The sequence below is a fragment of the Oceanobacillus manasiensis genome (assembly GCF_000724085.1).
Lineage (GTDB): Bacteria > Bacillota > Bacilli > Bacillales > Amphibacillaceae > Oceanobacillus_B > Oceanobacillus_B manasiensis.
On sequence record NZ_CCDL010000002.1, the window covers coordinates 537,164 to 563,490 of the forward strand.

A 26,327-nucleotide genomic window follows, 5' to 3' on the forward strand; every position below is an offset into this window, starting at 1 on the left:
AGTAAGGGGCACTTGTGCGGATGCTTCCAGCTAAATTATAAAATAATTGCTTATTTACCAGCTTGGTTATTCATTGAACGCATCATTTGATTAATCTTCTTCTGGGATGGTTTTTGTCCCATTTGCATCATTAACGTACGAAGCATTTGCTCATTAATTGGTGGATTCTTTTTTAAATAGCTCATCATATATTTTCTAGCAATGAAAAATCCAAGAGCAACACCAGCAATCAATGCTGCTACAGCAATTAGTACTACCCAAATCGTGCTCATGTCACGCCTTCCTCCTTCGTGTTGTCTCTTTTACAGTATAGTAAATTAATGATAATAATACAATCAAATATGAAAAGAACGTCATAAAAAATCGTTTAACGTCAATATATCACTGATTTTACACTTTTATAGATAGTTATTCAAACACATGAAGTTTATATTTCAATGCTACTATTTTACTATAAAGATTTACAAAAGCGAAAACCAGCCCTTACAACAATATCTTAAATTACAATTTACATTTTAAGAAGTGATGAAGTGGTGGTTTGTTATTCTCGCTATTTTAGTAATAAGAATAATTGTCACTAACCTTAATGGGGATAACACAACTGAAGAAAACAGAACGGCTACCGCTCTAGGTAGATAAAGAAAATGAAAAAGCTAGTCAAAATAGGAAAATTTATCTTTTTAGGTTTTAAAAGAAGGCAGCGCTCAAATTACGAAGTGCAATGTCCTGAACTTTATACATTAATTTAGTAGATAATCATCGGGAAGCTTTCCTTTATAAAGGATTTCATAATTAGAATAATTATGCTCTTTGCATCTAACTAAGGTCATATTAATCAAATCTATTTTTTTTACGAAAACAGTAATATCAGTAGTATCTGCGAAACAAATTACTACATCACAGTCAGAATTTAAAAATTGACCTAAAGTCTTCATACTAGTATGGCTTATATCGTTGTTAAAGTAGACTGAAAATGTTGCATTTATGATGTAATAATCTTCTGAGGAATACGCATGCTCTTTCATTTGTTCATTTGTAAGTATTTTTTTATTCAGCAGCCTGGCCCTACTATCAACTGGAGTGGTTAATTCCTTCGAAGCTCTTATATTCTCAATATCTTCTTCATACAAGATTTCGTGAGAATCCCCTGTAACCCAGACAGACGGAAACTGCATAAAATCTTGGAATAACTCAAACAATATTTTGCCAGATTTATTTTCAACCTCAAGTTTTACTCCTATTTCGTTCATCTTTTCCTCCTCATTACAAGGCTTATAGTTACCTTCACAGAATTAATGATAAGAATACAATACTTGTCCACTTTTAGGCTCACGTATACGAACAACTGGGGAAACCCAGCCATACTGAGCTATATTTTCTCCGATGATAAAAAAGGTAGAATCTATCTCCCGTAATATCGGAAACAATACCTCTTCAGCTTCTAATATTGTTTTACAACGGAACTTCAGATGGTTCTCACATATATGTAAGGGAATGTTTGTCGAGTTTTTAACTAATCGTAAATTGTCTGCAGATTCATACGAAACCATCGAATTATCCATCTTTTCTTCTACTATTTTACAAAACTGTGTGCCTGGGAAAGGGTATGTACTATAATCATACTGCATTTGTAACTCTGGTCTTTTTTGATACTCTTTTTGGTAATGTTTTATAAATCGATAAAGAATATCACTTTTGTGAAAGTAGTGCCAAGAGAATTCTTCCTTAATCCGGAAAACAGTATATTCATACATCTAAACTTCCCCCTTTTCAAACTATTATAAAGGAAGGTCTTATAAAAAAATGTCAGTTTCTCTGCAGAATGATAACTAGTTTTGTCGAGAAAAATTTACTATTCATCTTCTAAGGTTTAATAGAAAGTTCTTAGAATGGCAGCAACTCAATTTGTTTTCTAAGCATAAAAAAAGATGACCTTCATAAAAGGTCATCTTTTTAATAAAATTACTTGGTAAGTGATTCTACATGTTCCACTACATTCTCAACTGTAAAACCATATTCCGCAATAACTTTGTCTCCATTAGCAGAAGCACCAAATCGATCGATGGCAATAATCTTCCCATGATCTCCTACATAGCGATCCCAACCAAAGGATGTTGCCATTTCGATTGCTACTCTATTTTTTACAGATGATGGTAATACCTTTTCTTTATAAGCTGCATCTTGAACATTAAAACGATCCCAAGATGGCATACTTACAACACGAGCATCAATCCCTTTTTCTTTTAATGCGGATTGCGCAGATACAGCTAGTTGTACCTCAGAGCCCGTAGCTAAAAGCAATGCATCGGGTGTTTCTTTATCGGCATCACTTACGATATATGCCCCTTTTTTCACACCTTCATACGCATACTCTTTTGTGCCTTCAAGAGTAGGAAGGTTTTGACGTGTAAGCACAAGTGCTGTTGGTTGATTGGTTGATTCAATAGCAAGTCTCCATGCAGCCTGTGTTTCATTAGCATCTGCCGGACGGATTAGAGACAGTCCTGGCATTGCACGCAATGCGGCTAGTTGCTCAACTGGTTCGTGTGTTGGGCCATCTTCACCTACAGCAATGGAATCATGCGTGAATACATAGGTCACTGGTGTATTCATGATAGCAGACAAACGAACCGCTGGACGAAGGTAATCACTAAATACAAAGAAAGTACCAGCATAAACTTTCAACCCACCATGTAGAGCCATACCATTTAAGGCAGCGCCCATTGCATGCTCCCGTACACCAAACCATACATTACGGCCAGCATAATTTTTACGAGAGAAATCCTCTTCATCATTCATCATTGTTTTATTGGACCCTGCCAAATCTGCACTACCACCAAAGAAATTTGGTACAGCTTGTGCAATAGCATTCAATACTTTTCCAGAAGAAGCACGAGTTGCAAGCGTATCTTTACCTGCTTCAAAAACAGGAAGTGATTTTTCCCAATCGACAGGAAGTTCACCTTTCATTGCTAATTCGAATTCCTTAGCTAATTCAGGATACTTTTCATTGTATGTTGCCAATAAAACATTCCAATTATCCTCTGCTTCAGCACCTTGGTTTCCAATCTTCTCTTTAAAGTCTTCATAAACTTCATCAGGAACATGGAAATCTTGCTCGTATGTCCATTTATAATAATCTTTCGTAAGTTTTACTTCGTCAGCACCCAAAGGAGCTCCGTGAGAAGATGCTGATGCTGATTTATTAGGAGATCCGTAACCAATAATAGTTTTCACTTCAATTAAAGTAGGTTGATCTGTATTCTCCTGTGCTTGCTTTATTGCTTTTCTTAAATCATCTATATCATTACCATCTTCAACACGAATTACTTGCCATCCATAGGCTTTAAAACGCTCTTCTGTGTTTTCAGAGAAAGATTGGTTTAGATCGCCATCTAATGAAATATCATTGGAATCATATAATGCGATAAGTTTTCCAAGTCCTAAGTGACCTGCAAGTGATGCCGCTTCATGTGAAATACCTTCCATTAAATCTCCATCACTTACAAGCGCGTAAGTATAGTGATCAACAATCTCAATATCTTCTTTGTTAAATTTACCTGCAAGATGTGCCTCTGCCATTGCCATTCCAACAGACATTGCGATACCTTGACCCAATGGACCTGTTGTAGCTTCCACACCGTCTGTGTGGTGTACTTCTGGATGGCCAGGTGTTTTAGAATCCCATTGACGGAATTCTTTTAAGTCATTCATTGATAAATTATAACCAGATAAATGTAGCAAGCTGTATAGAAGCATAGACCCATGACCTGCTGAAAGGACAAAACGGTCTCTGTTAAACCATTTTGAGTTTCTCGGATTATGGTTCATAAAGTCTGTCCAAAGCGTATAGGCCATTGGAGCAGCACCCATAGGAAGTCCAGGATGGCCAGAATTTGCTTTTTCAATTGCATCAATAGATAATGTACGGATTGTAGCGATTGATTTTTGTTCTATGTTGTTTAACATATTGTTTTAAAACCCCTTTCAAGAATAACTGCTTGTAATTACCTTCTCATTCTATAACGAAACCCATCCAGGAACAAGTTAAATGGACAGGCTTCCTTATAATGAGGTTAGTTTCGGTTTAAGTGTGGTACAAAATTAATGTTTTTTATTTCTATCCTGTAAGTCTTTCACTTTTTTGGGGGTTACGTCATTCCCTTGAGGATCTACAACTGTCATGGATTTAAACTGGTTTTTAAAAGAGCTTCTTACATTGTTAAGATATTCTTCGCGAAGCTCTTTTTGTTCCTTTTTCTCTTTCTCAGTTAAGCCCTTAGCTTTAGCTTTTTGGGATAGTACATTAATTCGTTCAATTTTATCTTTAGATAACATTTCGCTACCTCCTCTTCCTTAATCTATTAGGTAAGACCCTTAGCTTGTCTTATGTTATAAAGCTGCAATAATTTAACTTAATCTCAGCACTCGCCAAATTAATTTACTCGGATCACCAATTCCTTATCAACAGACAATTACTGTTTAAATTTGAAAAACATAAAAAACAAGAGCATTAGCCCTTGCTTCATTATTTTACGCCTGTTACAGCTTATATTCAAGTATCTTGCAATTCCTTATATCTTCGATGAACAGTTGCTTTGGAAACATTGTATCCCAGTCCATTTAATGTGCTTGTAATCTCTTCAAATGTAAGTTTCTTCTCTCTGAGCCTCACGACTTCTTCAATTGGGAAGTCGAGTCTATCGCGGCCTGGAGCGAGATGCTGATTTCTTAGATTATCGGCAGGATTATATCCTTGTTCTACAGCACGTCTCATCCCTCTTTTTATTTTTGCATTGTGTATCTTACGTTGATATTCTTCCACAATCCCAACAATTTGCAATACCATAGAGTCTGACTCTGATAGTTCAAGCTCTCCATCATGCATTGCGGTGTAGACAGAGATATTAAGCTTATGAAGTTGGTGGAACAACGCAATTTTGGTGTTTCCCCTGCCCAGCCTTGTTTCATCTTGTATAAGTAAACAATCGGCATCTTTGGCGCCAAATAAATCTAGCATTTCAAATATACCTTCACGTTCTATTTCATAACCGCTCTTTTGTTCCTCTATACATGCTACAACATTAAAGTTATATCGTTCAGCTAATCCTATTAATTCTACCTTTTGTCTAGCAAGAGAGGTCTCTTGGGTATGTTTGTCCGTGCTCACACGGCAATAAATAATGGCATTCAACACGCTTTCTCCTTCTTATACCTATTAACTTGTAATCATAGTAAAGTACAGGAATCCTAGCGTCAAGGCAAAGGCAACTATATAAAACAAATCCGTTTTAGTAAGTTTACTAAACATAGTCTCATTCCCCCCTTTTCCATAAACAAGAACTTCTGTTCGCTTTTATAGTTTGATTATAACAGAACATATGATCTTGTCAACCGTTTATTCGAACGAATGTTTGCTTTTTGTGGAATCAAATGGTAAACTATTAATAATTAATCTTATGGGCGAGGTGAAACATTTATGTCAAAACTATCAAAACGTCAGCAAATGATTTTAGACTATATTAAAGATGAAGTTACGAAAAAAGGATATCCGCCTTCCGTCCGGGAAATAGCTGAAGCAGTAGGACTCGCTTCCAGTTCTACAGTACATGGACATCTATCTCGAATTGAAAGCAAGGGATATATTCGACGTGACCCGACCAAGCCGCGTGCGATTGAGATAATTGATTTGTCGGAAGGAAATGATATTCCGAGAGAAGAAGCTCGATATGCTCCAGTAATTGGGAAAGTCACTGCTGGTCTTCCTATTACAGCGGTAGAAAACATAGAAGAATTTATCCCATTACCAACAACAAGTGCTGGCCCGGATGATAATCTATTTGTATTGGTTATCGAGGGAGAAAGTATGATAGAAGCAGGAATACTTGATGGTGATATGGTTATAGTAAAACAACAAAACATAGCACAAAACAGTGATATCGTTGTAGCGATGACAGAAGATAATGAAGCTACTGTGAAACGGTTCTTTAAAGAAAAAGATCATATACGTTTACAGCCTGAAAATGCAACAATGGAACCATTAATTTATGATAATGTAACAATACTTGGTAAAGTTATTGGTCTGTATCGCAACATACATTAAAAAACAGCTGCTCAATAGCAGCTGTTTTTTATTATTTCTCCATTATTTTTTGAACTGATTGATATAGAACCTTAACAGCCGGTAATAATGTTTCTTCATTAATATCAAATCTTTCATTATGATGACCAGCCGCCAATTCTGTTCCAAATACACAATAGGTTGCCTGTCCTCCATTTTTCTGTACGGCTTTCATAAAATAAGTGGCATCCTCCGACCCTCCTGGTGTATTATCCTCCAGTCTACTTTTTTCGATATCTGGGGATGCTTCCGCACACTGATGGAGGATTTCTGCTAGGTCTAACGAACATTTACAGCTTAGTGCCTCGCCTACTGTTTCAATCTTATGTTCTACCTGGTACATGGTAGCCGCTCCACTGACGATGGATGTCACCTGTTCTTTTACAAAATCATTAATTTCAGAAGTCTCTCCTCTTGTTTCTACTTTCATACTAGCATGATTGGCAATTATATTTCTTCCTGCACCAGCTTCTAACTGCCCAACATTTACCCTGGTAGCTCCTCCTGAATGGCGAGATATACCATGAAGACTTAGCACACTAGCCGCAGCTGCTAAGAGTGCATTCTTTCCTTCTTCAGGGCTACCTCCGGCATGTGCTGCTGTTCCTGTATAGGTTATATCTAACTTGGAGGTAGCAAGAAAGCCACTATTGGCAGCAATGAATTGCTTATGCGGAACACCGACCCCAATATGGGTAGCAATGAAATAATCAACATCTTCTATTACATTTGCTGCTGCCATAGCTTTTGCACCACGTGTACCTTCCTCAGCTGGTTGAAATATTAGTTTTATCTTTCCCTTAAGCTGATGCTTGTTTTCAATAAGAAGGGTAGCCAGCCCTAGTCCCATTGCGGTGTGGGAGTCATGACCACAAGCATGCATTTTACCGTGAAGTTTCGAGCTAAATCCTTCATTTAGTGGGAAATGATCGTTACTGTCTGATTCTAAAATGTCCAATGCATCCATATCAAACCGATAAGCAATGGTTGGACCTTCCTTACCTGAATCCAAAGTAGCTACAATTCCTGTATAACCTTCAGAAAATAAAGGGAGATAGTCTTTTTTCGCTCCATTTTCTTTCGCCCATTGATAATGTTCTTTTGTTTCTTCGTCAGTTGGCTTTCCCATGCAGTCTTGCTCAGACATTACTTTTTTCCCCATTTGCAAATAGAAACCAAGCTCATCTAAAATGGATGCTACAATAGAGGCTGTCCTCATCTCTAAAAATCCTGTTTCGGGATATTGGTGAAAATCTCGGCGCCACTGAATTAATTTATCTCCTAATTGTTGCATACTGCTCTCCTCCTTCTATAAAAGTGGGTATATTCCTGGACCAAATGGTAGACCAGAATAGTAAAATACTAGAATTAGTATAATCCAAGTAGTTAAAAACGCAATACTATACGGTAGCATTAATGAAATATAAGTACCTATACTTGCTTTTTTATCGTATTTTTTTATAAAAGCCAAAATGATAACCATATAAGGAAACAATGGAGTAATAATATTTGTTGAAGAGTCAGCTACTCGATAAGCTACTTGTGTAAAGGCAGGGTGGTACCCAAGCTGCATAAACAGAGGGATAAACACAGGTGCCTCTAACGCCCACTTCGCAGAGCCTGACGTTATTAGGAAGTTCATTAGTGCTGTAAAGATGATATAGCCAATAATTAACCAAATACCTGTAAAGTTAATATCTTTCAGATAATCAGCTCCATTAACAGCTACCCAAGTCCCTAGATTTGACCAATTAAAATATGCAATAAACTGAGCAATGGCAAAAACTAAAACGATATAACCCGACATGTCTTTAATAGAATCGGCCATGTAGTCTCCTACATCCTTACCAGATCTAATTTTACCTACTGTTATACCAAACGTAACACCAATTATCACAAAGAATATTAAAACGATTGGAACAATACCATCTAAGAAAGGAGAAGGAACAATACTACCATCCTCACTCCTTAATGGGCTATTTGGTAAAAGTATGATCGTCAAAATAATCGCTATGTATGCTAGGCCAGCAATAAGCGCATTACGAAACCCTTTCCCACCATTTTTTAACTCCTCGCTGTTCTCTTCTTCAACGGCTCCTCCTTTGTATTCTCCCAAACGGGGTTCAACAAATTTAGTAGTAACGAGTCCGCCAACAATTGTCATAATAAAGACAGAAACAATATTAAAGTACCAGTTATCTACAGGTGTGATCACCAGAGAATCATCAAGGATGGCTGCTGCTTCTGTGGAGATTCCTGCTAACAATACATCTGTTCCTGCGATAAAGATATTTGCCGTAAATCCAGCTCCTGCGCCGGCAAACCCTGCAGCTAATCCAGCTAATGGATGCCGTCCTACTTTATAAAATACCATCGCAGCAAGTGGTGGTATCAATACAACTGCAGCATCAGAAGCAAGGTTCCCAAGAATTCCCACAAATACTACCGTATAAGTAACTAAACTTGGAGGTGAACTTAAGATTGTTTTTCTGATTGCATAATCCATCAGTCCAACTTTTTCAGCTAGACCAATTCCTAGCATCATAACAAGAACTAGTCCCAGTGGAGCAAAACCAGTAAAGTTATCGAGCATGGAAGATAAGATAAACTGCAACCCTTCACCTGATAGCAAATTTTGAATCTCTAGCTCTTCCCCTGTACCTGGATGTACAACGGAAGCATTAAACAAACTAAATATATAGGAAACAACGATCATTAATAGTGATAAGCCAATAAATAAAACAAACGGATCCGGTAGCTTATTTCCTACCTTTTCCACTAAATCTAAAAATCTTTGAAATAAACCACGCCTCTTTTCCATAATATCCCTCTCATTCTACATTAATATTACTAACAAACTATTTGAAAAGCCTATTTCTCATGCAACTTTGAAGGAGTTACACCCTCAGGAATAGGATTGCTGTAAGGATTAGCTTTCTTAAATGCCTTGAATTCTTCTTTTATGTTTTCTAGATCTTCTGGGCTATCAAATAGCTGAATACCTGCTAAGGCCATTGTTTCTGAAGCGCGGAACATGCCATTTAGTGCATAGTTTCTTAATCCCTGTGTCGTCATTTGCCATGTGTGTAAAGCTGTACCCAGCACTGAAGTTGATGCTGATAATTGAGCTGTTGGTACGACCCAGCTTACATCTGCAACATCTGTAGATCCAGCAAGGATTTCCTTGGATTCATGATAAGGGGAAATAGAGTCAGAATAATACTTACCAGCAAATTCACTACCATCTCCTACATAACCAAAGCCTTTCATTGGGTCTAGGAAATTTTCTTTTTCACCGTCTGTAAAGGTATTCCATATTTTCTCTGCAAATGCATTCTCTTCATCTGTTGGCTTTTGTACCCCAACCTCAGTAAATTTTTTATATAAGATCTTTTCCAGTGAACGATTGGGAATATAATTAGAACATGCCTTATCAAAATCAATTGTTACTTCAGTTTCTGTCATGAGTGCAGCACCTTCGGCAATTTTCTTTACTCTTTGGAAAATGCTGTCCACTTGCGCCACCTTTGGAGCTCTTACCAGGTATAGTACCTCGGCGTTTGCTTGAACCACATTTGGGGATATCCCCCCTGTGTTTGTCACAGAATAATGAATACGTGCCTCTGATACAATATGCTCTCGTAAATAGTTGACACCCACGTTCATTAGTTCAACAGCATCCAACGCACTCCGACCCAAATGAGGCGTGTTTGCAGCGTGAGATGAAATGCCTTTGAATTTAAATGAAACTTGATAGTTTGCTAAGCTTGATAAACTCATAATTGCATTTGCAGGAGAGGGATGCCATGTAAGCGCAGCATCGACGCCATCAAACACACCTTCTCTTACCATAAATGTTTTTCCAGAACCACCTTCTTCTCCTGGACAGCCAAAAAATTTCACAGTACCTGGCAGGTTATTTTCTTCTAAGTATTTTTTTGCAGCACATGCAGCAGCAAACGCTCCTGTACCTAACAAATTATGACCACATCCATGTCCAATATCTTTCTCTAAAGGTTGATAGCTCGTTTTATTAGGCTTCTGACTTAAACCTGAAAGTGCATCAAACTCTCCTAGATATCCTATTACAGGCTTACCTTCGCCATATGTAGCAATAAATGCCGTTTCTATCCCAGCAACATTACGTTCAACAAGAAAGCCTTGTTCCTCGCAAACCTTAGCGAAATAGGACGCTGATTCATATTCTTCAAATCTTGTTTCTGGATGGTGGTAAATATAGCTACTCACCTGTTCAAAAGTATTCCTATTGGTAGATAAATAGTTTGCTACAAATTTATTCATGTAAGTTCCTCCTTTGTTAACCTTTAAGAATGATTAACGACATATTCAACAACATTCTGAATTTTCATCTTGCAATTTAAGTCGAGAAATGTAGATTTATTTTACCATTAATCTAAAATATTTGACAAATGAAATCATTAGAAGCATAGGAATGTTTTGACATCTTAGGTAAAAAAGATAGAGGGTTTGTATCATAGGACACCTGCTCTACCTCCCTTTATTTTCAAAACGATCAAGAAATTAGTATAATTTTATTAAAAATACCGCCCATATATGGACGGTATTTTTATGCATTTAATATAATACTTCCAAGCTTCCTTAATGCTTAGTATGTGCTTAAATATTGTTCTCTTTCCCATGGATGTACCTGCGTACGGAACATATCCCACTCTATTTCTTTTGCTTCAATAAAGTGTTCAAACAAGTGCTCACCAAGTGAATTTACAATTACTTCATTTTTCTTCAATTCTTCTAGTGCTTGAGCTAATGTACTAGGCAGATCTTCAATTCCAGCTTCTTCACGTTCTTCTTTTGTAAGAACATAAATATTACGGTCAACAGCTGGTGGTGTTTCCATTTTCTTCTCAATTCCATCTAACCCTGCTGCTAGCAATGAAGAAAGTGCCAAGTATGGGTTTGCTGCCGGGTCAACACTTCTCGCTTCTACTCGCGTGCTAATTCCACGAGAATTAGGAATACGCATTAGACAGCTTCGGTTAGAGCCAGACCATGCAATGTAGCTTGGAGCTTCATAGCCGGGAACTAAACGTTTGTATGAGTTAACTGTTGGATTTGTAACAGCGGTAAAACTCTTTGCATGTTTGATTGTGCCTGAGATAAACTGATAAGCTGTTTCACTTAATTGCATATCTCCATTTTCATCATAGAAGGCATTTTTTCCGTCTTTGAATAAAGACATGTTCACATGCATTCCAGATCCGTTAACACCAAATAATGGTTTTGGCATGAAAGTCGCATGAAGATTATGCTTTCTAGCAATTGTTTTAACTACTAGTTTAAAAGTTTGAATATCATCTGCATGTTTTACAGCATCAGAATATTTAAAGTCGATCTCATGCTGTCCAGGTGCTACTTCATGATGGGATGCTTCGATTTCAAAGCCCATTTCTTCAAGTTCAAGTACGATATCACGACGGCAATTTTCACCTAGATCGGTAGGTGCTAAGTCAAAATATCCACCTCTATCATTTAATTCTAGAGAAGGGTCTCCTTTTTCATCTAATTTGAAAAGGAAAAATTCTGGTTCTGTCCCAATGTTAAAAGCGTCAAACCCTAGCTCTTCCATTTTTTTAAGGTTTCGTTTCAAATTATAACGAGGGTCTCCTTCAAATGGTGTACCATCAGTCTTGTAAATGTCACAAATAAAGCGAGCTACCTTTCCTTTTTCTGAAGTCCATGGGAATACAACGAAGGTATCCAGGTCAGGATATAGATACATATCAGATTCTTCAATGCGAACAAATCCTTCGATAGAAGAACCGTCAAACATCATCTTATTATCCAATGCTTTATCTAATTGACTTAGAGGGATTTCAACGTTTTTGATTGTCCCTAACATGTCTGTAAATTGAAGACGGATAAACCTTACGTTCTCTTCTTTAATTTGTTTCAGGATTTCATCTTTTGATAATTTCTTTCCCATTCTTTCTCCTCCTAATAATTTATATATTTGAATAAAAAAATGGTTATATAAGCTAGGCTATGTATCCATATTTTTTATACATTATTAATGATTTGTAAAGAATCTGGATAATTCACCTTGGCGTAGATTCGTCTTCCCATGTCTGCCCGCATCGGTAAGTTCTGTTCGTAAAATTTTCCGAAGCTCCTTGTCTGTCAATTCATTGGAGGTAGGCTTGGGAGACTCTTCAACTATTCCGGTAACATCCTCTTGAAGCATTAGCTTTATGCCTGCTATATTTAATCCTTTATCCAGCAGATCTTTTATTTCTAGTAATCTGTCCACGTCATTAAATGAAAACAATCGTTGGTTTCCACCTGTTCTCTCTGGATGAATTAAATCATGCTCTTCATAGTACCTTATTTGTCTTGCAGTCAGTTCTGTAAGCTTCATTACAATACCAATTGCAAATAAGGGCATGGAACGTCTGTCTTGATCATTCAATTCATGACCCCCTTGTAACGAATTAGTTATATTATATGCAATGTCAGGTTACACGTCAACCTTATGTAAGGTTTTCTAACATAAAAAATAAAACAAAACTTGTTTTATTCAGTAAAAGAAGCATCTAGCTTTTTTTATACCCTAATTTTTATCAATCAAACCTTGTTTCATAAGTGTCTCTACTGAGGCAACAAGTGCTAGTTTAACATGGGAATAGGTTAACCCACCTTGTACAAAGGCTGTATATGGTTGTCTTAAAGGCCCGTCTGCTGAAAGCTCAATGCTGGCACCTTGTATAAATGTGCCTGCTGCCATAATCACTTTGTCTTCATAGCCCGGCATCTCACTAGGGTATGGGGTAACGAAAGAATTTACTGGTGAATTACGCTGGATTTCCTGACAAAAGAGAACCATTGGCTTTTCTTCCCGAAAGGTTACAGACTGAATAAGATCAGTTCTTTTATCGAGAAAATGAGGGCTTGTCTCAAAACCAGCCAACTCTAAAAAGCGAGAGGTAAAGACTGCACCTTTCAGGGCTTCTCCTACAATATGTGGTGCAAGGAAAAACCCTTGATACATTTCCTGAAGTGTATGGAAAGTAGCTCCCGTCTCCTTTCCTAAGCCAGGAGCAGTTAAGCGATTAGCGCACTGTTCGATCAAGTTTTTACTGCCTGCAAGATAACCACCAGCTCTTACGATCCCACCACCAGGGTTTTTTATAAGGGAACCAGCGATGATATCAGCGCCTACATGCAAGGGCTCTCTATCCTCCACGAATTCTCCGTAGCAATTATCAACAAAGATAATAAGATTTTCATTAATTCCTTTAACAAATGCTATCATCTCTTTAATTTCATCAATGGTGAAGGATGGGCGGTCGTCATACCCTTTAGAACGCTGGATTCCAATTACCTTTGTTTGGCTATTAATAGCTTCCTGGATTCCATTGTAGTTGACTGCTCCATTATCCTTCAGGTTCACTTGATTGTATGAAACTTGAAAATCTTTAAGCGAACCTGTGTTATCACCACGTATCCCAATAACCTCTTCTAACGTGTCATATGGTTTTCCCGTAATATAAAGCAATTCATCATCAGGCCTTAATAGTCCAAATAACGCTGTTGTAATAGCATGGGTACCTGATACAATCTGGGGCCTAACTAGCGCATCTTCCCCACCAAAAACTTCCGCATAAACAGCTTCAAGCGTTTCTCTTCCTATGTCATCATATCCATAGCCACTAGTTGAATGAAAATGACTATCACTAACACGGTGCTTTTTAAAAGCCTCTAGTACCCTTTTTTGATTCATTTCTCGAACTTCTTCTATATTTTTATACTGATTGGCACAATCTATTTCTGCCTGCTGTATCATGTCTTTGATCATGTAATGTCTTTACTCCTCTAAAAAGCCCCTTAATGGGTGATCTTGTTTTATATAACCTTGTAGTATATATCGATTTATTGATTCATCAAACTCTTTGTGCATAATAAGAGATCCTTGTTCAAGCTTGTTCAATTGTTTACCATCCTCAGGGTTTAATTGGACATTGTAGGGTTGCCATATTTCCTGTAAGACAGCTTCCACTTGAATTAACATTTTTTCAATATCTTCTTGCTTATATGCGCTCATAAAAAAGTAAGGATGCTGCATAGGTATTACTTCTTCTCCATTTAGTCGATCCTCTTTGTTATAGATAGTTAGCATAGGAATAGAACCAGCATCCAATTCATCCAATAGCTTTATAACTGTATCTTGTTGTTGTTCCTGGTCAGGGTGGGACACATCCACGACATGTAATAAGAAGTCGGCTTCTTTGACCTCTTCTAATGTAGAGCGAAAGGCAGCAATTAGAGCTGTTGGTAGATCCTGCATAAAACCTACTGTATCTGTAACAAGCGCTTGAAAGCCAGATGGAAGCTGAAGTTGCCTAGTTAAAGGGTCTAATGTAGCAAATAATTGATTCTCCTCTAGAGAGGAACTATTCGTCATTCGATTAAACAATGTTGATTTCCCTGCATTTGTATAGCCTACGATGGCAATTTGAAAGGCTTCATTAGATTTCCTGCGTTTTCTGTACTGCTCCCTTTGTTGTACGATCGTTTCCAATCTTCTTTTTATATCATAGATTCTTCTTCTAATATGACGTTGATCGGATTCAAGCTTGGTCTCACCCGGTCCTCTTGTGCCAATTCCCGCGCCTAGACGAGACATTTCAATACCTTGCCCGCGGAGTCTAGGTAACGTATATTCGAGTTGTGCCAATTCTACCTGAAGTTTACCTTCCTTCGTTCTAGCCCGCTGGGCAAAAATATCAAGGATAAGCTGACTCCTATCGATAATCCGCACACCAAATTCTGCACCAAGGTTTCGCAATTGGCCAGCTGAAAGTTCATCATTAGAAATGACTAAATCTATATCAAGTTCTTGAATAGCTTCTTTTATTTCTTCCATTTTTCCTTTACCAATATAATGAGCTGGATCGATTCGGTCCCTGTTCTGTGTCATAACCGTCTCAACTTTCCCACCTGCTGTTTCACTTAGGGAAATAAGCTCATCTAAAGATGACTGGAATCTTATTTCATTTTGCTGTTTATTAATTACGGCTATAATTAGAATTTTTTCGGACATAACTGCAACCTTTCTTTGCGATGAGTGTTTTTGTTATCAGCATTGTAGCTTTATCTTATCAAAATTGGCAATTGAGTACAAAATTGAGATGGACTAGTTACTACTCGACACGTCCTCTCTTGTTAAATGAATTAAGTCTTGTGTCGAAAAATGCTCTTCCGTTAAAAGCCTTACAGCATGCATACGAATAGCATGCTCTATCACATTTCTAACATACCGGGCATTGGAGAAGTTCCGCTCTTCATCTAGCATCTTTTTTGTTAATTGCTCCCTAAGTTCATATTTTGCTTCCTTTGTAAATCGATATTCACGTTCGGCTGCCATTTGGGTAGCAATCTCCATTAATTGGGATACTTCATAGTTATGAAAATCAAGTATAAATGGAAAGCGCGATTTAAGTCCTGGATTTAATGATAAAAACCGCTCCATCTCATAAGGATACCCAGCCAAGATAAGGACGAAATCATTTTGATAGTCCTCCATATGCTTTACCAGTGTATCAATAGCTTCCTTTCCGAAATCCTTATCCCCACCTCGAGCTAACGAGTACGCTTCATCTATAAATAGGACACCACCCATCGCTTTTTGGATAAGGGCCCTTGTCTTTTGAGCTGTCTGCCCGATGTATTCACCAACTAAATCCGCTCTTTCTGCTTCTATAAAGTGTCCTTTCGATAGTTGGCCCATATCAAAATAAATTTTAGCTAATTTCCGAGCTACTGTTGTTTTTCCGGTGCCAGGATTACCTTTAAAAAGCATATGAAGTACTTGTTTAGAACAAGTTAAACCTGCTTGCTTTCTCTTTTCGTTAATTATTACTGTAGCATAGACTTCTTTTATTTTTTGCTTCAACTCATACATGCCGACAAATGAGGAGAACTCACTGTCAATGTGTTTAAAAGAGTTATTATCAGCCATTCGACTTTGTTTTTTTGAAACTGCCTTTATTTCTTCTTTTCTATCCTGTAGTATAATGTTAATTTGGTTGCTCTTACTACGCATTAACTGTGTTTCCATGCCATCATCCCTCCGTCCTTTATTATACGCGGAGGCATAAAAGGTGTGACATTAGCCTAGTTATGCAACAGTTTTACTTTTACTTCAAATGAAAAACGGGCGCCTATTAGCACCCGTGTAATTGCTTATTCTTTTTCCAATGTTACATTTTTGGCAGGAGCGAATGTGGAAATTGCATGCTTAAATATCAGCTGCTGTTTTCCGTCGGTTTCTAAAAGAACGGTGAAATTGTCGAATGCTTTTACGACTCCCCGTAACTGAAAACCGTTTGTCAGAAACACAGTCACCGCAATATGGTTCTTTCTCAATTGGTTTAAATATTGGTCCTGGATATTTACTGTTTGCGCCATTTTCCTTCCTCCTCTTTTCTATCTATATAATCATTTCTACTTTTGTTTTAGAAATCCTGCAATATCACGTAAAATTAGTCTAGATTTTTCGCTAGCATTTTCGGGAGTGAGCGAATACCAGTTTACTTCCATTTTGTTTCTAAACCAGGTATACTGTCGCTTAGCAAATCTTCGAGAATTCTGCTTAAGTGTGTCAATTGATTCTTCAATTGACCGCTGATGTTTGAAATAAGGAATTAACTCCTTATAACCAATTCCTTGCATTGCCGGCTTATCTGCATATCCTTTTTCATAAAAAGACTGTACCTCTTCCACTAAACCTTGGTTAATCATTTTGTCTACACGTTGATTAATGCGGTTATACAAAATCTCTCTATCCATCTCCAACCCAATTAATTGTACATTATATGGAGACGTTAACTGCTGTGATTTTTGCCATTCTGTCATGGTAATTCCTGTTGTTTCATAGATTTCAAGAGCTCGAATTACACGCCTAGCATTATTAGGATGTGTTTTTTCCGCCTGAATAGGGTCCAACGCCTTAAGTCTAGAATATAAAGCAGCTGCCCCCTCTTCTTCCATCTGCTGTACAAGCTGCCTTGTGACAGTAATGTTTCGCTTATTATCAGCAAAATTATAATCATATAAAGCTGCTTGCACATACAGACCGCTTCCTCCCACAAGAATGGGCAATTTACCTCTTGCTGTAATGTTCTCTATGTGCTGTTTAACTCTCGTTTGAAACTCAGCAACAGAAAAGGATTCCCAAGGCTCTTTGATATCAATCATATGATGAGGGACACCGGCCATTTCTTCTTTTGTTACCTTAGCAGTTCCAATATCCATTCCCTTATAGACCTGCATTGAATCCCCACTAATGATCTCACCATCAAATTGTTTCGCTACTTCAAGACTAAGATTTGTTTTACCTACCGCAGTGGGCCCAATAATTGCAATAACTGTTTGTTTCATAATTATCCCCTAAATTCTCAATGTTTAATCATATGCCATGTACGCTCTAAGCATCCAGCATCTTTTCTCTGTCTTAGCTTGGATTGCTAGCAACAAATCTTCTGTAGGTCCATCTTCTAACTCTCTTGCAAGTTTAAGGCCACTTGATTGGATTTCCTTTACTAACTGTATAAAGTCATCATATAACTGACTAATTAGTTCACTCTCTTTATCATCTGCATTAGCTTCTACTAGTGTCGCCTCTTTAATATATTTCACCATAGTTGCTAGCGGCTTGCCTTCTATCATTAAAATTCGCTCTGCGATTTCATCCAAATCTTTTGCAATATCCGTATACATTTCTTCAAACTTCTCATGCAATGTAAAGAAATGTCTTCCTTGCACAAACCAATGATATCGATGTAACTTTACATATAACACAAAATGATTGGACAACAATTGATTGAGAAAATTAATTAGTCTTTGATTTTCCACCTGAATGCACCTCGTTATTCTTTTTTATCTATCATCGGCGAGGTGCATACGGTTTATTCACTTTTACATTACTCTTTTAAACATTTTTTCAAGCTCATATGAGGAAAAATGCACGATAATCGGCCGTCCGTGTGGGCAAGTAAAAGGATCTGTCGTTTTTCTTAAGTCTTCTAACAGGCGAAACATATCTTCTTGTCCTAAATAATGGTTTGCTTTAATCGACCGTTTACAGGACATCATGATTGCGGCTTCTTCTCTAATTGATTCGATATTAATTCGGTCATCTGCCATTATTTGTTCAAGCATTTCCCTAATTACTTCTTCCTCAAAACCATCCGGGAACCAATTTGGATGAGATCTGATTACATACGACTGGTGGCCAAATGACTCAAAAAACAAGCCTACTTTTTCTAACTCTGCTTTATATTGCTCGATGAAGATTGCTTCTTGTTTAGAGAAATCAAATGTTAAAGGTAACAAGAGCTCCTGTGATTCATTGTGCGTGCTTCCAAGCTTTGCTTTAAAAAATTCGTACTTTATACGCTCTTGGGCAGCATGTTGGTCTACCATATATAATCCATTTTCATTTTGTGCCATTATATAGGTTCCGTGCAACTGTCCAATGGGATACATTATTGGAACTCGCTGCTTTTGTTGAATAGTATCCGTGTTATCTGATTTAATAAATGTCTCATCTAATCTCTCGTCTGTAGTAGTTACCGACGTACCACTTTGTTCTTGTTCTATACCGCTATTGTAATTCGTGAAAGGAGAGGATCCAGCTTCAAATTGTTCTACTTGCTTTTCTTTCGCATTTTTCTCGCGAATTGTATTCATCTTGCCCCAAGCTTCTTCTGAAACCGATTCTGCTTTCTTTTGCTCGAAATCCATTGTATGTTGAAAAGATTTTTCCCTGGCTACAGGTTTCGATTGTAATTCAGGTATTAAAGTTAATTGTCTAAATCTTTCCCGTATTGTTTCTTCAATGAGCTGAAATAATTCTTTTTCTTTACTAAAACGCACCTCCAATTTAGTCGGATGAACGTTCACATCCACTAGAATTGGATCCATTCTTATATCCAAAACAACAATGGGGTTCCGTCCAATAGGAAGCAATGTATGATAAGCCTTCAATATAGCTTGTGACAATGGGATGCTTTTAATATAGCGACCATTTATCATAGTAGAAATAAAGCTTCTTGAAGCCCTTGTCACTTCAGGCTTGGCAATATAGCCTTTAATCGAAAAATCCAGCGTTTCCTGCTCTATCCATAGCATCTGCTTCGCTATTCCCATGCCATACACATTGGAAATGACCTGTAAAAGATCACCTGTACCAGGAGATTTGAAAAGACCTTTTTCATTATGAGTAGCTTCAAAACGGATTTCTGGATGGGAAAGAGATAAACGGTTTAATAGGTCTGTAATATGCCCAAGCTCTGTATGAATTGTTTTCATATATTTAAGTCTAGCAGGTGTATTAAAAAAAAGATCCTCTACTAAAATCTCTGATCCTTTTCTTGCATCGCTTTTGGCTTTACGAATGACCTTACCGCCTTCTAGTTGAAGCAAAGTACCCGCTTCCTCTCCCTGGGAGGTTTGTATCGTTAGTTTGCTGACAGATGCAATACTTGCTAAAGCCTCTCCGCGAAAGCCCAAGGTTCTAACATGGAAAAGATCGTTTTCGTCTCTAATTTTACTTGTAGCATGACGTAAAAAAGCCCGTTCGCAATCATCCTCTGCCATTCCGTCACCATTATCTGTAATTTTAATTTGCTGAAGTCCAGCCTCCAGCAGGTCTACTTTTATCCATGTGCTATTTGCGTCGATGCTATTTTCTACTAGTTCTTTTACGACAGAAGCGGGACGTTCAACCACTTCACCAGCAGCAATTTTATTTGCTAACACATCAGGCATCTGCACAATGCTCATACTAAACAACCCTTTCTACTTCACACTCTTTGCTTGCTTCTGCAATTGATACAATGTATTCATGGCATCCATTGGTGTCATGTCAAATAAGTCAATCTCTTGCAACTGTTTTAATAGCTTGTTATCTAGATTTGAGGATCCACTAGGCGCGCTCGATTCTTGCCGATTCTCTTCTACAAAAAAGGATAGTTGGTCAGATTCTAGCGCATCTTCTTGCAATATTGCTTCTTTTTGTTCTCCTTCTAGTTGCTGTAGGATAAGCGTAGCACGGTCAATCAATGTCTCTGGCAGGTTGGCAAGCTTTGCTACATGGATACCATAGCTTTCGTCTGCTGCTCCTTCCTTAATTTGATGAAGAAAGACGACATTTCCTTCGTATTCTTCTGCACGTACATGTATGTTCTTTAAGCGATCAAGTGAATTTTCTAAGCTAGTTAGTTCATGATAATGGGTAGAAAACAATGTCTTGGCTTGGATATTATCATGAATATATTCCACAATTGCCTGCGCAAGTGCCATTCCATCATAAGTGCTCGTACCACGGCCTATTTCATCAAGTAATATCAAGCTCTTATCTGTTGCATGCGAAATTGCATGGTTCGCTTCAAGCATTTCTACCATAAACGTGCTTTGACCGGAAACAAGGTCGTCTGCTGCCCCAATTCTAGTAAATATTTGATCAAATAATAGGAGATCAGCTTCCTCACAAGGAACAAAGCAGCCAATTTGTCCCATGATCACTGTCAAGGCAAGTTGACGCATATACGTGCTTTTTCCTGACATATTCGGACCTGTAATTAGCAACATATTCTTTTCTGCATCCATGGTTACATCATTAGGTACAAAATTACCATCACGCATAACCTGTTCAATAACAGGGTGACGACCACTTTTAATGGCAAGCTTCTTCGTGTTAAAAGTCGGCCGCTTATAATTATTCATCTCACTAACTGTAGCAAAGGTTTGAAGTACATCTATTCGACTGACGATATCAGCCAAGTATTGAATCTCTGGGATATGTTGTTTAATTTTTTCTCGAATTTCTAAAAAGAGTTGGTATTCTAGATCAACGCTCTTTTCTTCTGCTTCTAATATAAGTTGTTCTTTTTCTTTTAATTCAGGGGTGATGAACCTTTCTGCATTGGTTAATGTTTGTTTCCGTTCATATTTATTCTCGGGTAGTAGGTGAAGGTTCGCCCGTGTTACCTCAATATAATAACCAAAGACCCGATTATAGCCGATCTTCAAGGATTTAATATTTGTCTCCTGTTTTTCTCTCTTTTCTAGTTCGGCGATCCACTGTTTACCATTTCTGGAAGCATAACGGTACGTATCAAGTTGCTCGTTATACCCATCTTTAATAATAGATCCTTCTTTTATAGAAATAGGTGGATTGTCTACTAAACTATCATTTAATAATGCTACTAAATGTTCTGGATATCGTAAATCATTTGCAAGGTTCCCAATTTCTTTTTGTCCTATTTGATTCAAGGTATCCCTAATGGCTGGGATCTTTTCTAGTGACAACTTTAATTGCTGAAGATCTCTAGCATTAACATTTCCAAAAGCAATCCTACCAGCAAGCCTTTCAAGGTCATAGACTGATTTTAATGTCTCTCTTAAAGTATCTCTTTCTAAAAAATGTTCATAGAATGCTGTTACTGCTTCCAGTCTGTCCTCGATTTTATCCTTATTTAATAAAGGACGTTCGAGCCATTTTTTTAGCATGCGAGATCCCATTGCCGTTACGGTCTTGTCTAAAACCCAAAGCAGGCTTCCTTGCTTTCCCTTTTTCATAATAGTTTCGGTCAATTCAAGATTTCGTTTAGAGTACATATCCAGTGAAAGATAATTTCTTCGGTCAATAATCTCCGCTTGTTGTAAATGACCAAGGGATCGCTTTTGCGTATCCTGCACATAATTAAGTAGTCTACTAAACGCTGTCATTAACCTTTCATCATTCAAATTTTCACTAAGATCACGATATTCCGCACTAAATTTAACCTCATCTTGGTAGGACAAGGTCACCTGTAAGCGTGTTCGAAGCTGACTTTGCAGTCCTTCAGGAAGAGATGATGGAATCACGATTTCTTTAATAGGTTGATTGTATAATTCATGAATGACCGCATCAAACCCCTCCTCAATAAGGGCAAGTCGATTTTCTCCTGTAGACAAGTCATTATACGCAATTACAAACGTTCCATCTTCAAAGTGAGAAAGACTTGCGATATAATTATTTTCTCCTTCTGTAAGCATCGCGCTCTCCATGACTGTACCAGGCGTTACAAGTTGAACGACCTCTCTTTTCACGACTCCCTTAGCGGTTTTCGGGTCTTCCACTTGCTCACAAATCGCTACTTTATAACCTTTTTCTACAAGTGTTTTTATATAATTTGCCGCAGCATGGTAAGGGACACCACACATTGGAATTGGTTCTTTTTGTCCAGAGTCTCTCTTGGTTAGGGTTATCTCTAACTCTCTCGCAGCTTCTATTGCATCATTAAAAAACATCTCATAAAAATCGCCTAACCTAAAAAATAGAAAGGCATCTTTATAAGCTGCTTTTATTTGTAAATATTGCTCCATCATGGGTGTATGCTTTGCCATGTTTCATCCTCCAAAACTACTTTATACTAAGTTATATTATAGCATATACACCCTTTCTCATACGAATTTCCAAAAAAGCTACTTCTTCTGGCTGTATATTGCCTTTACCATCGGGTAACAAGAAATGTGCATGTCCAAGTGTACATGACAAAAAATTACGAGAGAGGTTATCCCTCGTAATTTTCATTAGTCTTTATGGTGAAGAAAATCTGGTTCAACTTGCTCTAGTTCATCATCAGTCAACTCAAAGTCCCAGTTGTCATCATCGTCATCATAACTGTTTTCATTAGGATCAACGCGGACAGCAATTTTGGTTTCACCAATAATCTGCACAACAAACTCTCTTTCAATCTCTACGACAATCTTGTGTCCCTTGCTAGCAATTTTACATTCCAAGCAATTTGGCTGCTGTGTAACCTTTGCAATTACATCAAACTCATCATTGATACAATTATTATCTTTAACAGATAGTGGAATTAAATCCGTGTAGGTAACTCTTTCTGTTACAACCTCTGTTTTGGTATTATCATTATAGGAATACCATACGTTGATATCGTAGCTCCCATTAATTTCTACCGTGTCTTCAGACTTTTTCTTCGCATTGTATAAATGATTGATCACCCAGCAACCTAAGATGCTTGATGGTCTATGAGATGGCGTAATGGAATGTGAAGCTTGCGTAAACTTTTTTCCTTTTCCACAAACGGCTTTTGTAATGATTTCTCTATAGTCTTTTTCAAGAAAAGTCATAATTACTTTTACCTCCTCTTTTTTCATTCTCATTTTATGCAAGACAAATACCTAAAGTGCATAAGTTATTTGATGAAATTAAGAAAAGTATTTAGTTTCGGTTGATTAAGAAGGCGTGGTGTGAGTTTAAAATAAAAAAAGGAAGAGGGCATAATGCCTCTTCCAATATATAATTAGTTACCACAACTGTGATTCTTTTTTGCTTTTGAGCCAGTTTCTCCTGCAAGAAGGTCGCCACCAGTCGATTCAATAACATTATTCGTAACTTCCCTTGCAATAGTGCCTGACACTAATTGTAATACATCATTTACAACAATTTGTGTTTCTTTAAATTCCTGAACAACTGGAATTTCATCAATCTCACCTTGCAACCTGTCAATCTCTTCTTCAATACGTTTTAAAGCTTCTCTTTTTTCGTAAGCTTGGAAGTTCACTGCTTGTTTCTGCAATGCTTTTATCTTCGTAATTAGCTTCTGTACTTTTTGGTTTTCATTTATTTTTGCTTCAACTTGCTTAAAACGATCGATTTCTTCTGTATTTGCAAGCATCGAAGCGAGTTTTTTCGCTTCCTCTAATACTTGCGAACGTGTGTATTCCGCCATATTAATTCACCTCAACTGTATTTTCTACCATCACGCCATTTAAAGACCATGTTTTTGTATCCGTTACTTCTACTTCGACAATACTACCAATTGCAGATTTTGGTCCTTTAAAATTAACTAACTTGTTTTTCTCCGTATATCCCGCTAACACATCAGGGTCTTTCTTACTCTCCCCTTCTACAAGAACTTTTACTGTTTTATTTTTATACGTTTTCATGGATTCGGCCGATTGCTTATTTACAAGATCATTTAAACGATATAGGCGTTGCTTTTTCACTTCTTCAGGTACATCGTCTTTTTTCCTAGCAGCTGGTGTTCCCTCACGTGGTGAATAGATAAATGTATAAGCAGCCTCAAAACCAACTTCTTCCACTAATGTCATGGTTTCCTCGAATTGCTCATCTGTTTCATTTGGGAAGCCAACAATAATATCAGTGGTCAATGTTGCATTTGGCATTGCAATACGAATTTTTCTTACGAGTTCAAGATATTCTTCACGTGTATACTTTCGGTTCATTTTCTTTAAGATTTCACTGCTTCCAGATTGAACTGGCAGGTGAATGTGATCAAGTAGATTACCACCTTTGGCCAGCACTTCAATTAAACGGTCATCAAAATCACGCGGATGGGAAGTAGTAAAGCGAACGCGTGGGATATCAATCTTGTGCATATCATTCATTAAGTCACCAAGACCATACGTGACGTCTTCAAAATCTTTTCCATATGCGTTAACGTTTTGCCCTAATAACGTTACTTCCTGATAACCTTGTGCTGCTAGGTGTCGCACTTCCTGTATAATATCTTCAGGTCTGCGACTTCTTTCCTTACCGCGAGTCATGGGAACAATACAATAGGTACAAAACTTATCACATCCATACATGATATTTACCCATGCCTTAATTTTCCCTTTCCTTGCTTTTGGAAGATTCTCTATGACGTCGCCTTCTTTAGACCACACCTCTATAATCTTTTCTTTACCAAACATTGCTTCTTTTACTAAGTGTGGTAAACGATGAATATTATGGGTACCGAAAATTAAGTCTACGTGCTGGTGCTTTTTAAGTATGCGGTTTACAACGGATTCTTCTTGTGACATACATCCACAAACACCTAATATAAGATCAGGTTTTTCTAGTTTCAAAGGTTTTAAATGACCAATTTCACCAAACCCCTTATTCTCCGCATTTTCTCTAATGGCACAAGTATTTAATAAGATAATATCTGCTTCATTCGTATCAGAGGTCGACTCATACCCCATTTCGGTTAAGATCCCTGCCATTACTTCAGTATCGTGCTCGTTCATTTGACAGCCATATGTACGTATTAAAAATTTCTTTCCTTCACCAACGCGCTCCATGTCTTCCGGGATAGCAAAGTCATAGTGAACGTTTACTTTGTCTCGTCCACGCTTCCGAGCCTTATTTAGATTAGGTGGTTCATAAGTAGTTTCAAAGTATTTCGCGAAATCAGCACTCGTTTTTTCCTGTAAAGGCTTCTCCTGTCCGGATTTTCTGTCCGCGGCATCTACCTGGTTAATTTGCGACTGTTCTTTTCGTTGCTGTTCATTCATTTAAAAGACTCCTTTCGTGTGTTGCCACATCAAACTATACCTATACAATACTACAGTATAAATGGTACAAGCAAAATATACAATATTATTAAACAAAAGCGTAGAGCGCCTGTTTAAAAACGTAGCGACTGGAGTAAATCAACTGAGATAAAGGAATTATGCCCCTGCAAAAGGGGTATGTCGGCGTTGGCCGGCAAGGCCGATTTTAGTCCGACCTACTTTAATTTAGAAATCGATAATGACTTTCACCTCTCTGGGTATAAGTGCGACCAAGCCTCTGGTTAACACCAGTCGGCAAGTCTTCTATATCGTAAGGCAATTTGCGAAGTAGCCTAGTTTTTGGCGCTCGAATCTAGACGATCAAAAGCGGAGAGCGCGAGATGGGAGTGGGGCTGTTTTTTTGGAGCGTTTAAATTAGAAGATACTATTTTGTCACTAACATATACTTTAAAACAAAATAATTTTCATAGAAAAAATAAAAACCTCCCTGGATCTCGGGGAGGTAAATAATCTACTATTATTTATCTAGGTTCTACAATAAGCTTAATGGCTGTTCTTTCTTCATTATCAATCATAATATCTGTAAATGCAGGAATACATATTAAGTCCACGCCACTTGGTGCTACAAATCCTCTTGCAATAGCTACAGCTTTTACGGATTGGTTTAATGCACCCGCCCCGATTGCTTGAATTTCTGCTGAGCCACGTTCTCTTAGGACATTCGCAAGTGCGCCTGCTACTGAATTTGGACTTGATTTAGCTGAAACCTTTAATACTTCCATTACTAGTACCTCCTTTATTGGCTATTGTAGTTCTATTGCTACTATATTCTTGGAGATGTTAGCTTATTACA

24 protein-coding genes are annotated in these 26,327 nt (G+C 37.6%); 1 reads left to right on the plus strand and 23 read right to left on the minus strand.

Annotated features, from left to right (window positions below):
- Positions 1-50: 50 nt before the first annotated feature.
- From BN985_RS11950 to BN985_RS11975, 6 genes are all read right to left on the minus strand, one after another.
- A complete protein-coding gene (locus BN985_RS11950) occupies positions 51-272 on the minus strand; it encodes a YneF family protein (protein ID WP_042223681.1) in 222 nt (73 codons plus the stop codon).
- A 468-nt stretch (positions 273-740) separates the two neighbouring features.
- The gene (locus tag BN985_RS11955; RefSeq protein ID WP_042223682.1) at positions 741-1,250 is read right to left on the minus strand and encodes a DUF2691 family protein; all 510 of its coding nucleotides are present in this window, start codon (positions 1,248-1,250) and stop codon (positions 741-743) included.
- A 42-nt stretch (positions 1,251-1,292) separates the two neighbouring features.
- Complete coding sequence (gene sirA / locus BN985_RS11960) at positions 1,293-1,754, minus strand: sporulation inhibitor of replication protein SirA (protein ID WP_042223683.1); 462 nt, start codon at positions 1,752-1,754, stop codon at positions 1,293-1,295.
- A gap of 208 nt (positions 1,755-1,962) precedes the next feature.
- Positions 1,963-3,969, minus strand: coding sequence for a transketolase (gene tkt / locus BN985_RS11965; protein ID WP_042223684.1), 2,007 nt, complete (start codon positions 3,967-3,969; stop codon positions 1,963-1,965).
- A 135-nt stretch (positions 3,970-4,104) separates the two neighbouring features.
- A complete protein-coding gene (locus tag BN985_RS11970; protein ID WP_042223685.1) occupies positions 4,105-4,338 on the minus strand; it encodes a DUF896 domain-containing protein in 234 nt (77 codons plus the stop codon).
- Positions 4,339-4,555: 217 nt separating this feature from the next.
- Positions 4,556-5,194, minus strand: a complete 639-nt coding sequence (locus BN985_RS11975; protein ID WP_042223686.1) for a YneB family resolvase-like protein — start codon at positions 5,192-5,194, stop codon at positions 4,556-4,558.
- Between the two features lie 285 nt (positions 5,195-5,479).
- On the opposite strand from BN985_RS11975, the gene lexA reads away from it, so the two are divergent.
- Positions 5,480-6,103, plus strand: coding sequence for a transcriptional repressor LexA (gene lexA, locus BN985_RS11980; protein WP_042223687.1), 624 nt, complete (start codon positions 5,480-5,482; stop codon positions 6,101-6,103).
- A 31-nt stretch (positions 6,104-6,134) separates the two neighbouring features.
- Here the strand turns inward: lexA and BN985_RS11985 are convergent, their stop codons facing one another.
- From BN985_RS11985 to BN985_RS12060, 17 genes are all read right to left on the minus strand, one after another.
- Entirely contained in the window at positions 6,135-7,415 is a 1,281-nt protein-coding gene (locus BN985_RS11985; RefSeq protein WP_042223688.1) for an amidohydrolase, read from the minus strand.
- 15 nt (positions 7,416-7,430) lie between these two features.
- The gene (locus BN985_RS11990) at positions 7,431-8,942 is read right to left on the minus strand and encodes an AbgT family transporter (protein WP_042223689.1); all 1,512 of its coding nucleotides are present in this window, start codon (positions 8,940-8,942) and stop codon (positions 7,431-7,433) included.
- Positions 8,943-8,992: 50 nt separating this feature from the next.
- A complete protein-coding gene (locus BN985_RS11995; RefSeq protein ID WP_042223690.1) occupies positions 8,993-10,423 on the minus strand; it encodes a M20 family metallopeptidase in 1,431 nt (476 codons plus the stop codon).
- Between the two features lie 325 nt (positions 10,424-10,748).
- Entirely contained in the window at positions 10,749-12,086 is a 1,338-nt protein-coding gene (glnA, locus tag BN985_RS12000) for a type I glutamate--ammonia ligase (RefSeq protein WP_042223691.1), read from the minus strand.
- Between the two features lie 84 nt (positions 12,087-12,170).
- Positions 12,171-12,569, minus strand: coding sequence for a MerR family transcriptional regulator (locus BN985_RS12005; protein ID WP_042223692.1), 399 nt, complete (start codon positions 12,567-12,569; stop codon positions 12,171-12,173).
- A gap of 141 nt (positions 12,570-12,710) precedes the next feature.
- Positions 12,711-13,955, minus strand: a complete 1,245-nt coding sequence (locus tag BN985_RS12010; protein WP_042223693.1) for a methionine gamma-lyase family protein — start codon at positions 13,953-13,955, stop codon at positions 12,711-12,713.
- A gap of 9 nt (positions 13,956-13,964) precedes the next feature.
- The gene (gene hflX / locus BN985_RS12015; protein ID WP_042223694.1) at positions 13,965-15,200 is read right to left on the minus strand and encodes a GTPase HflX; all 1,236 of its coding nucleotides are present in this window, start codon (positions 15,198-15,200) and stop codon (positions 13,965-13,967) included.
- Positions 15,201-15,293: 93 nt separating this feature from the next.
- The gene (spoVK, locus tag BN985_RS12020; RefSeq protein ID WP_042223695.1) at positions 15,294-16,217 is read right to left on the minus strand and encodes a stage V sporulation protein K; all 924 of its coding nucleotides are present in this window, start codon (positions 16,215-16,217) and stop codon (positions 15,294-15,296) included.
- Between the two features lie 125 nt (positions 16,218-16,342).
- Positions 16,343-16,567, minus strand: a complete 225-nt coding sequence (gene hfq / locus BN985_RS19235; RefSeq protein ID WP_042223696.1) for an RNA chaperone Hfq — start codon at positions 16,565-16,567, stop codon at positions 16,343-16,345.
- Between the two features lie 36 nt (positions 16,568-16,603).
- On the minus strand, positions 16,604-17,539 hold the full coding sequence (gene miaA / locus BN985_RS12025) for a tRNA (adenosine(37)-N6)-dimethylallyltransferase MiaA (RefSeq protein ID WP_042223697.1): 936 nt from the start codon (positions 17,537-17,539) through the stop codon (positions 16,604-16,606).
- Between the two features lie 24 nt (positions 17,540-17,563).
- Positions 17,564-18,013 carry a Dps family protein gene (locus BN985_RS12030; protein ID WP_042223698.1) on the minus strand — a complete coding sequence of 150 codons (450 nt, stop codon included), beginning with the start codon at positions 18,011-18,013 and terminating at the stop codon, positions 17,564-17,566.
- A 63-nt stretch (positions 18,014-18,076) separates the two neighbouring features.
- Positions 18,077-19,945 (minus strand): DNA mismatch repair endonuclease MutL, encoded by a 1,869-nt coding sequence (mutL, locus tag BN985_RS12035; protein WP_042223699.1) that lies wholly within the window; start codon positions 19,943-19,945, stop codon positions 18,077-18,079.
- A 15-nt stretch (positions 19,946-19,960) separates the two neighbouring features.
- The gene (mutS, locus tag BN985_RS12040; RefSeq protein WP_042223700.1) at positions 19,961-22,552 is read right to left on the minus strand and encodes a DNA mismatch repair protein MutS; all 2,592 of its coding nucleotides are present in this window, start codon (positions 22,550-22,552) and stop codon (positions 19,961-19,963) included.
- A gap of 186 nt (positions 22,553-22,738) precedes the next feature.
- Positions 22,739-23,302, minus strand: coding sequence for an outer spore coat protein CotE (locus BN985_RS12045; protein WP_042223701.1), 564 nt, complete (start codon positions 23,300-23,302; stop codon positions 22,739-22,741).
- Positions 23,303-23,475: 173 nt separating this feature from the next.
- Positions 23,476-23,904, minus strand: coding sequence for a RicAFT regulatory complex protein RicA family protein (locus tag BN985_RS12050; RefSeq protein ID WP_042223702.1), 429 nt, complete (start codon positions 23,902-23,904; stop codon positions 23,476-23,478).
- A 1-nt stretch (position 23,905) separates the two neighbouring features.
- Positions 23,906-25,474 (minus strand): tRNA (N6-isopentenyl adenosine(37)-C2)-methylthiotransferase MiaB, encoded by a 1,569-nt coding sequence (gene miaB / locus BN985_RS12055; RefSeq protein WP_042223703.1) that lies wholly within the window; start codon positions 25,472-25,474, stop codon positions 23,906-23,908.
- 521 nt (positions 25,475-25,995) lie between these two features.
- Positions 25,996-26,256: a stage V sporulation protein S gene (locus BN985_RS12060; RefSeq protein ID WP_042223704.1), complete on the minus strand. Its 261-nt coding sequence runs from the start codon at positions 26,254-26,256 to the stop codon at positions 25,996-25,998.
- Positions 26,257-26,327: the final 71 nt, after the last annotated feature.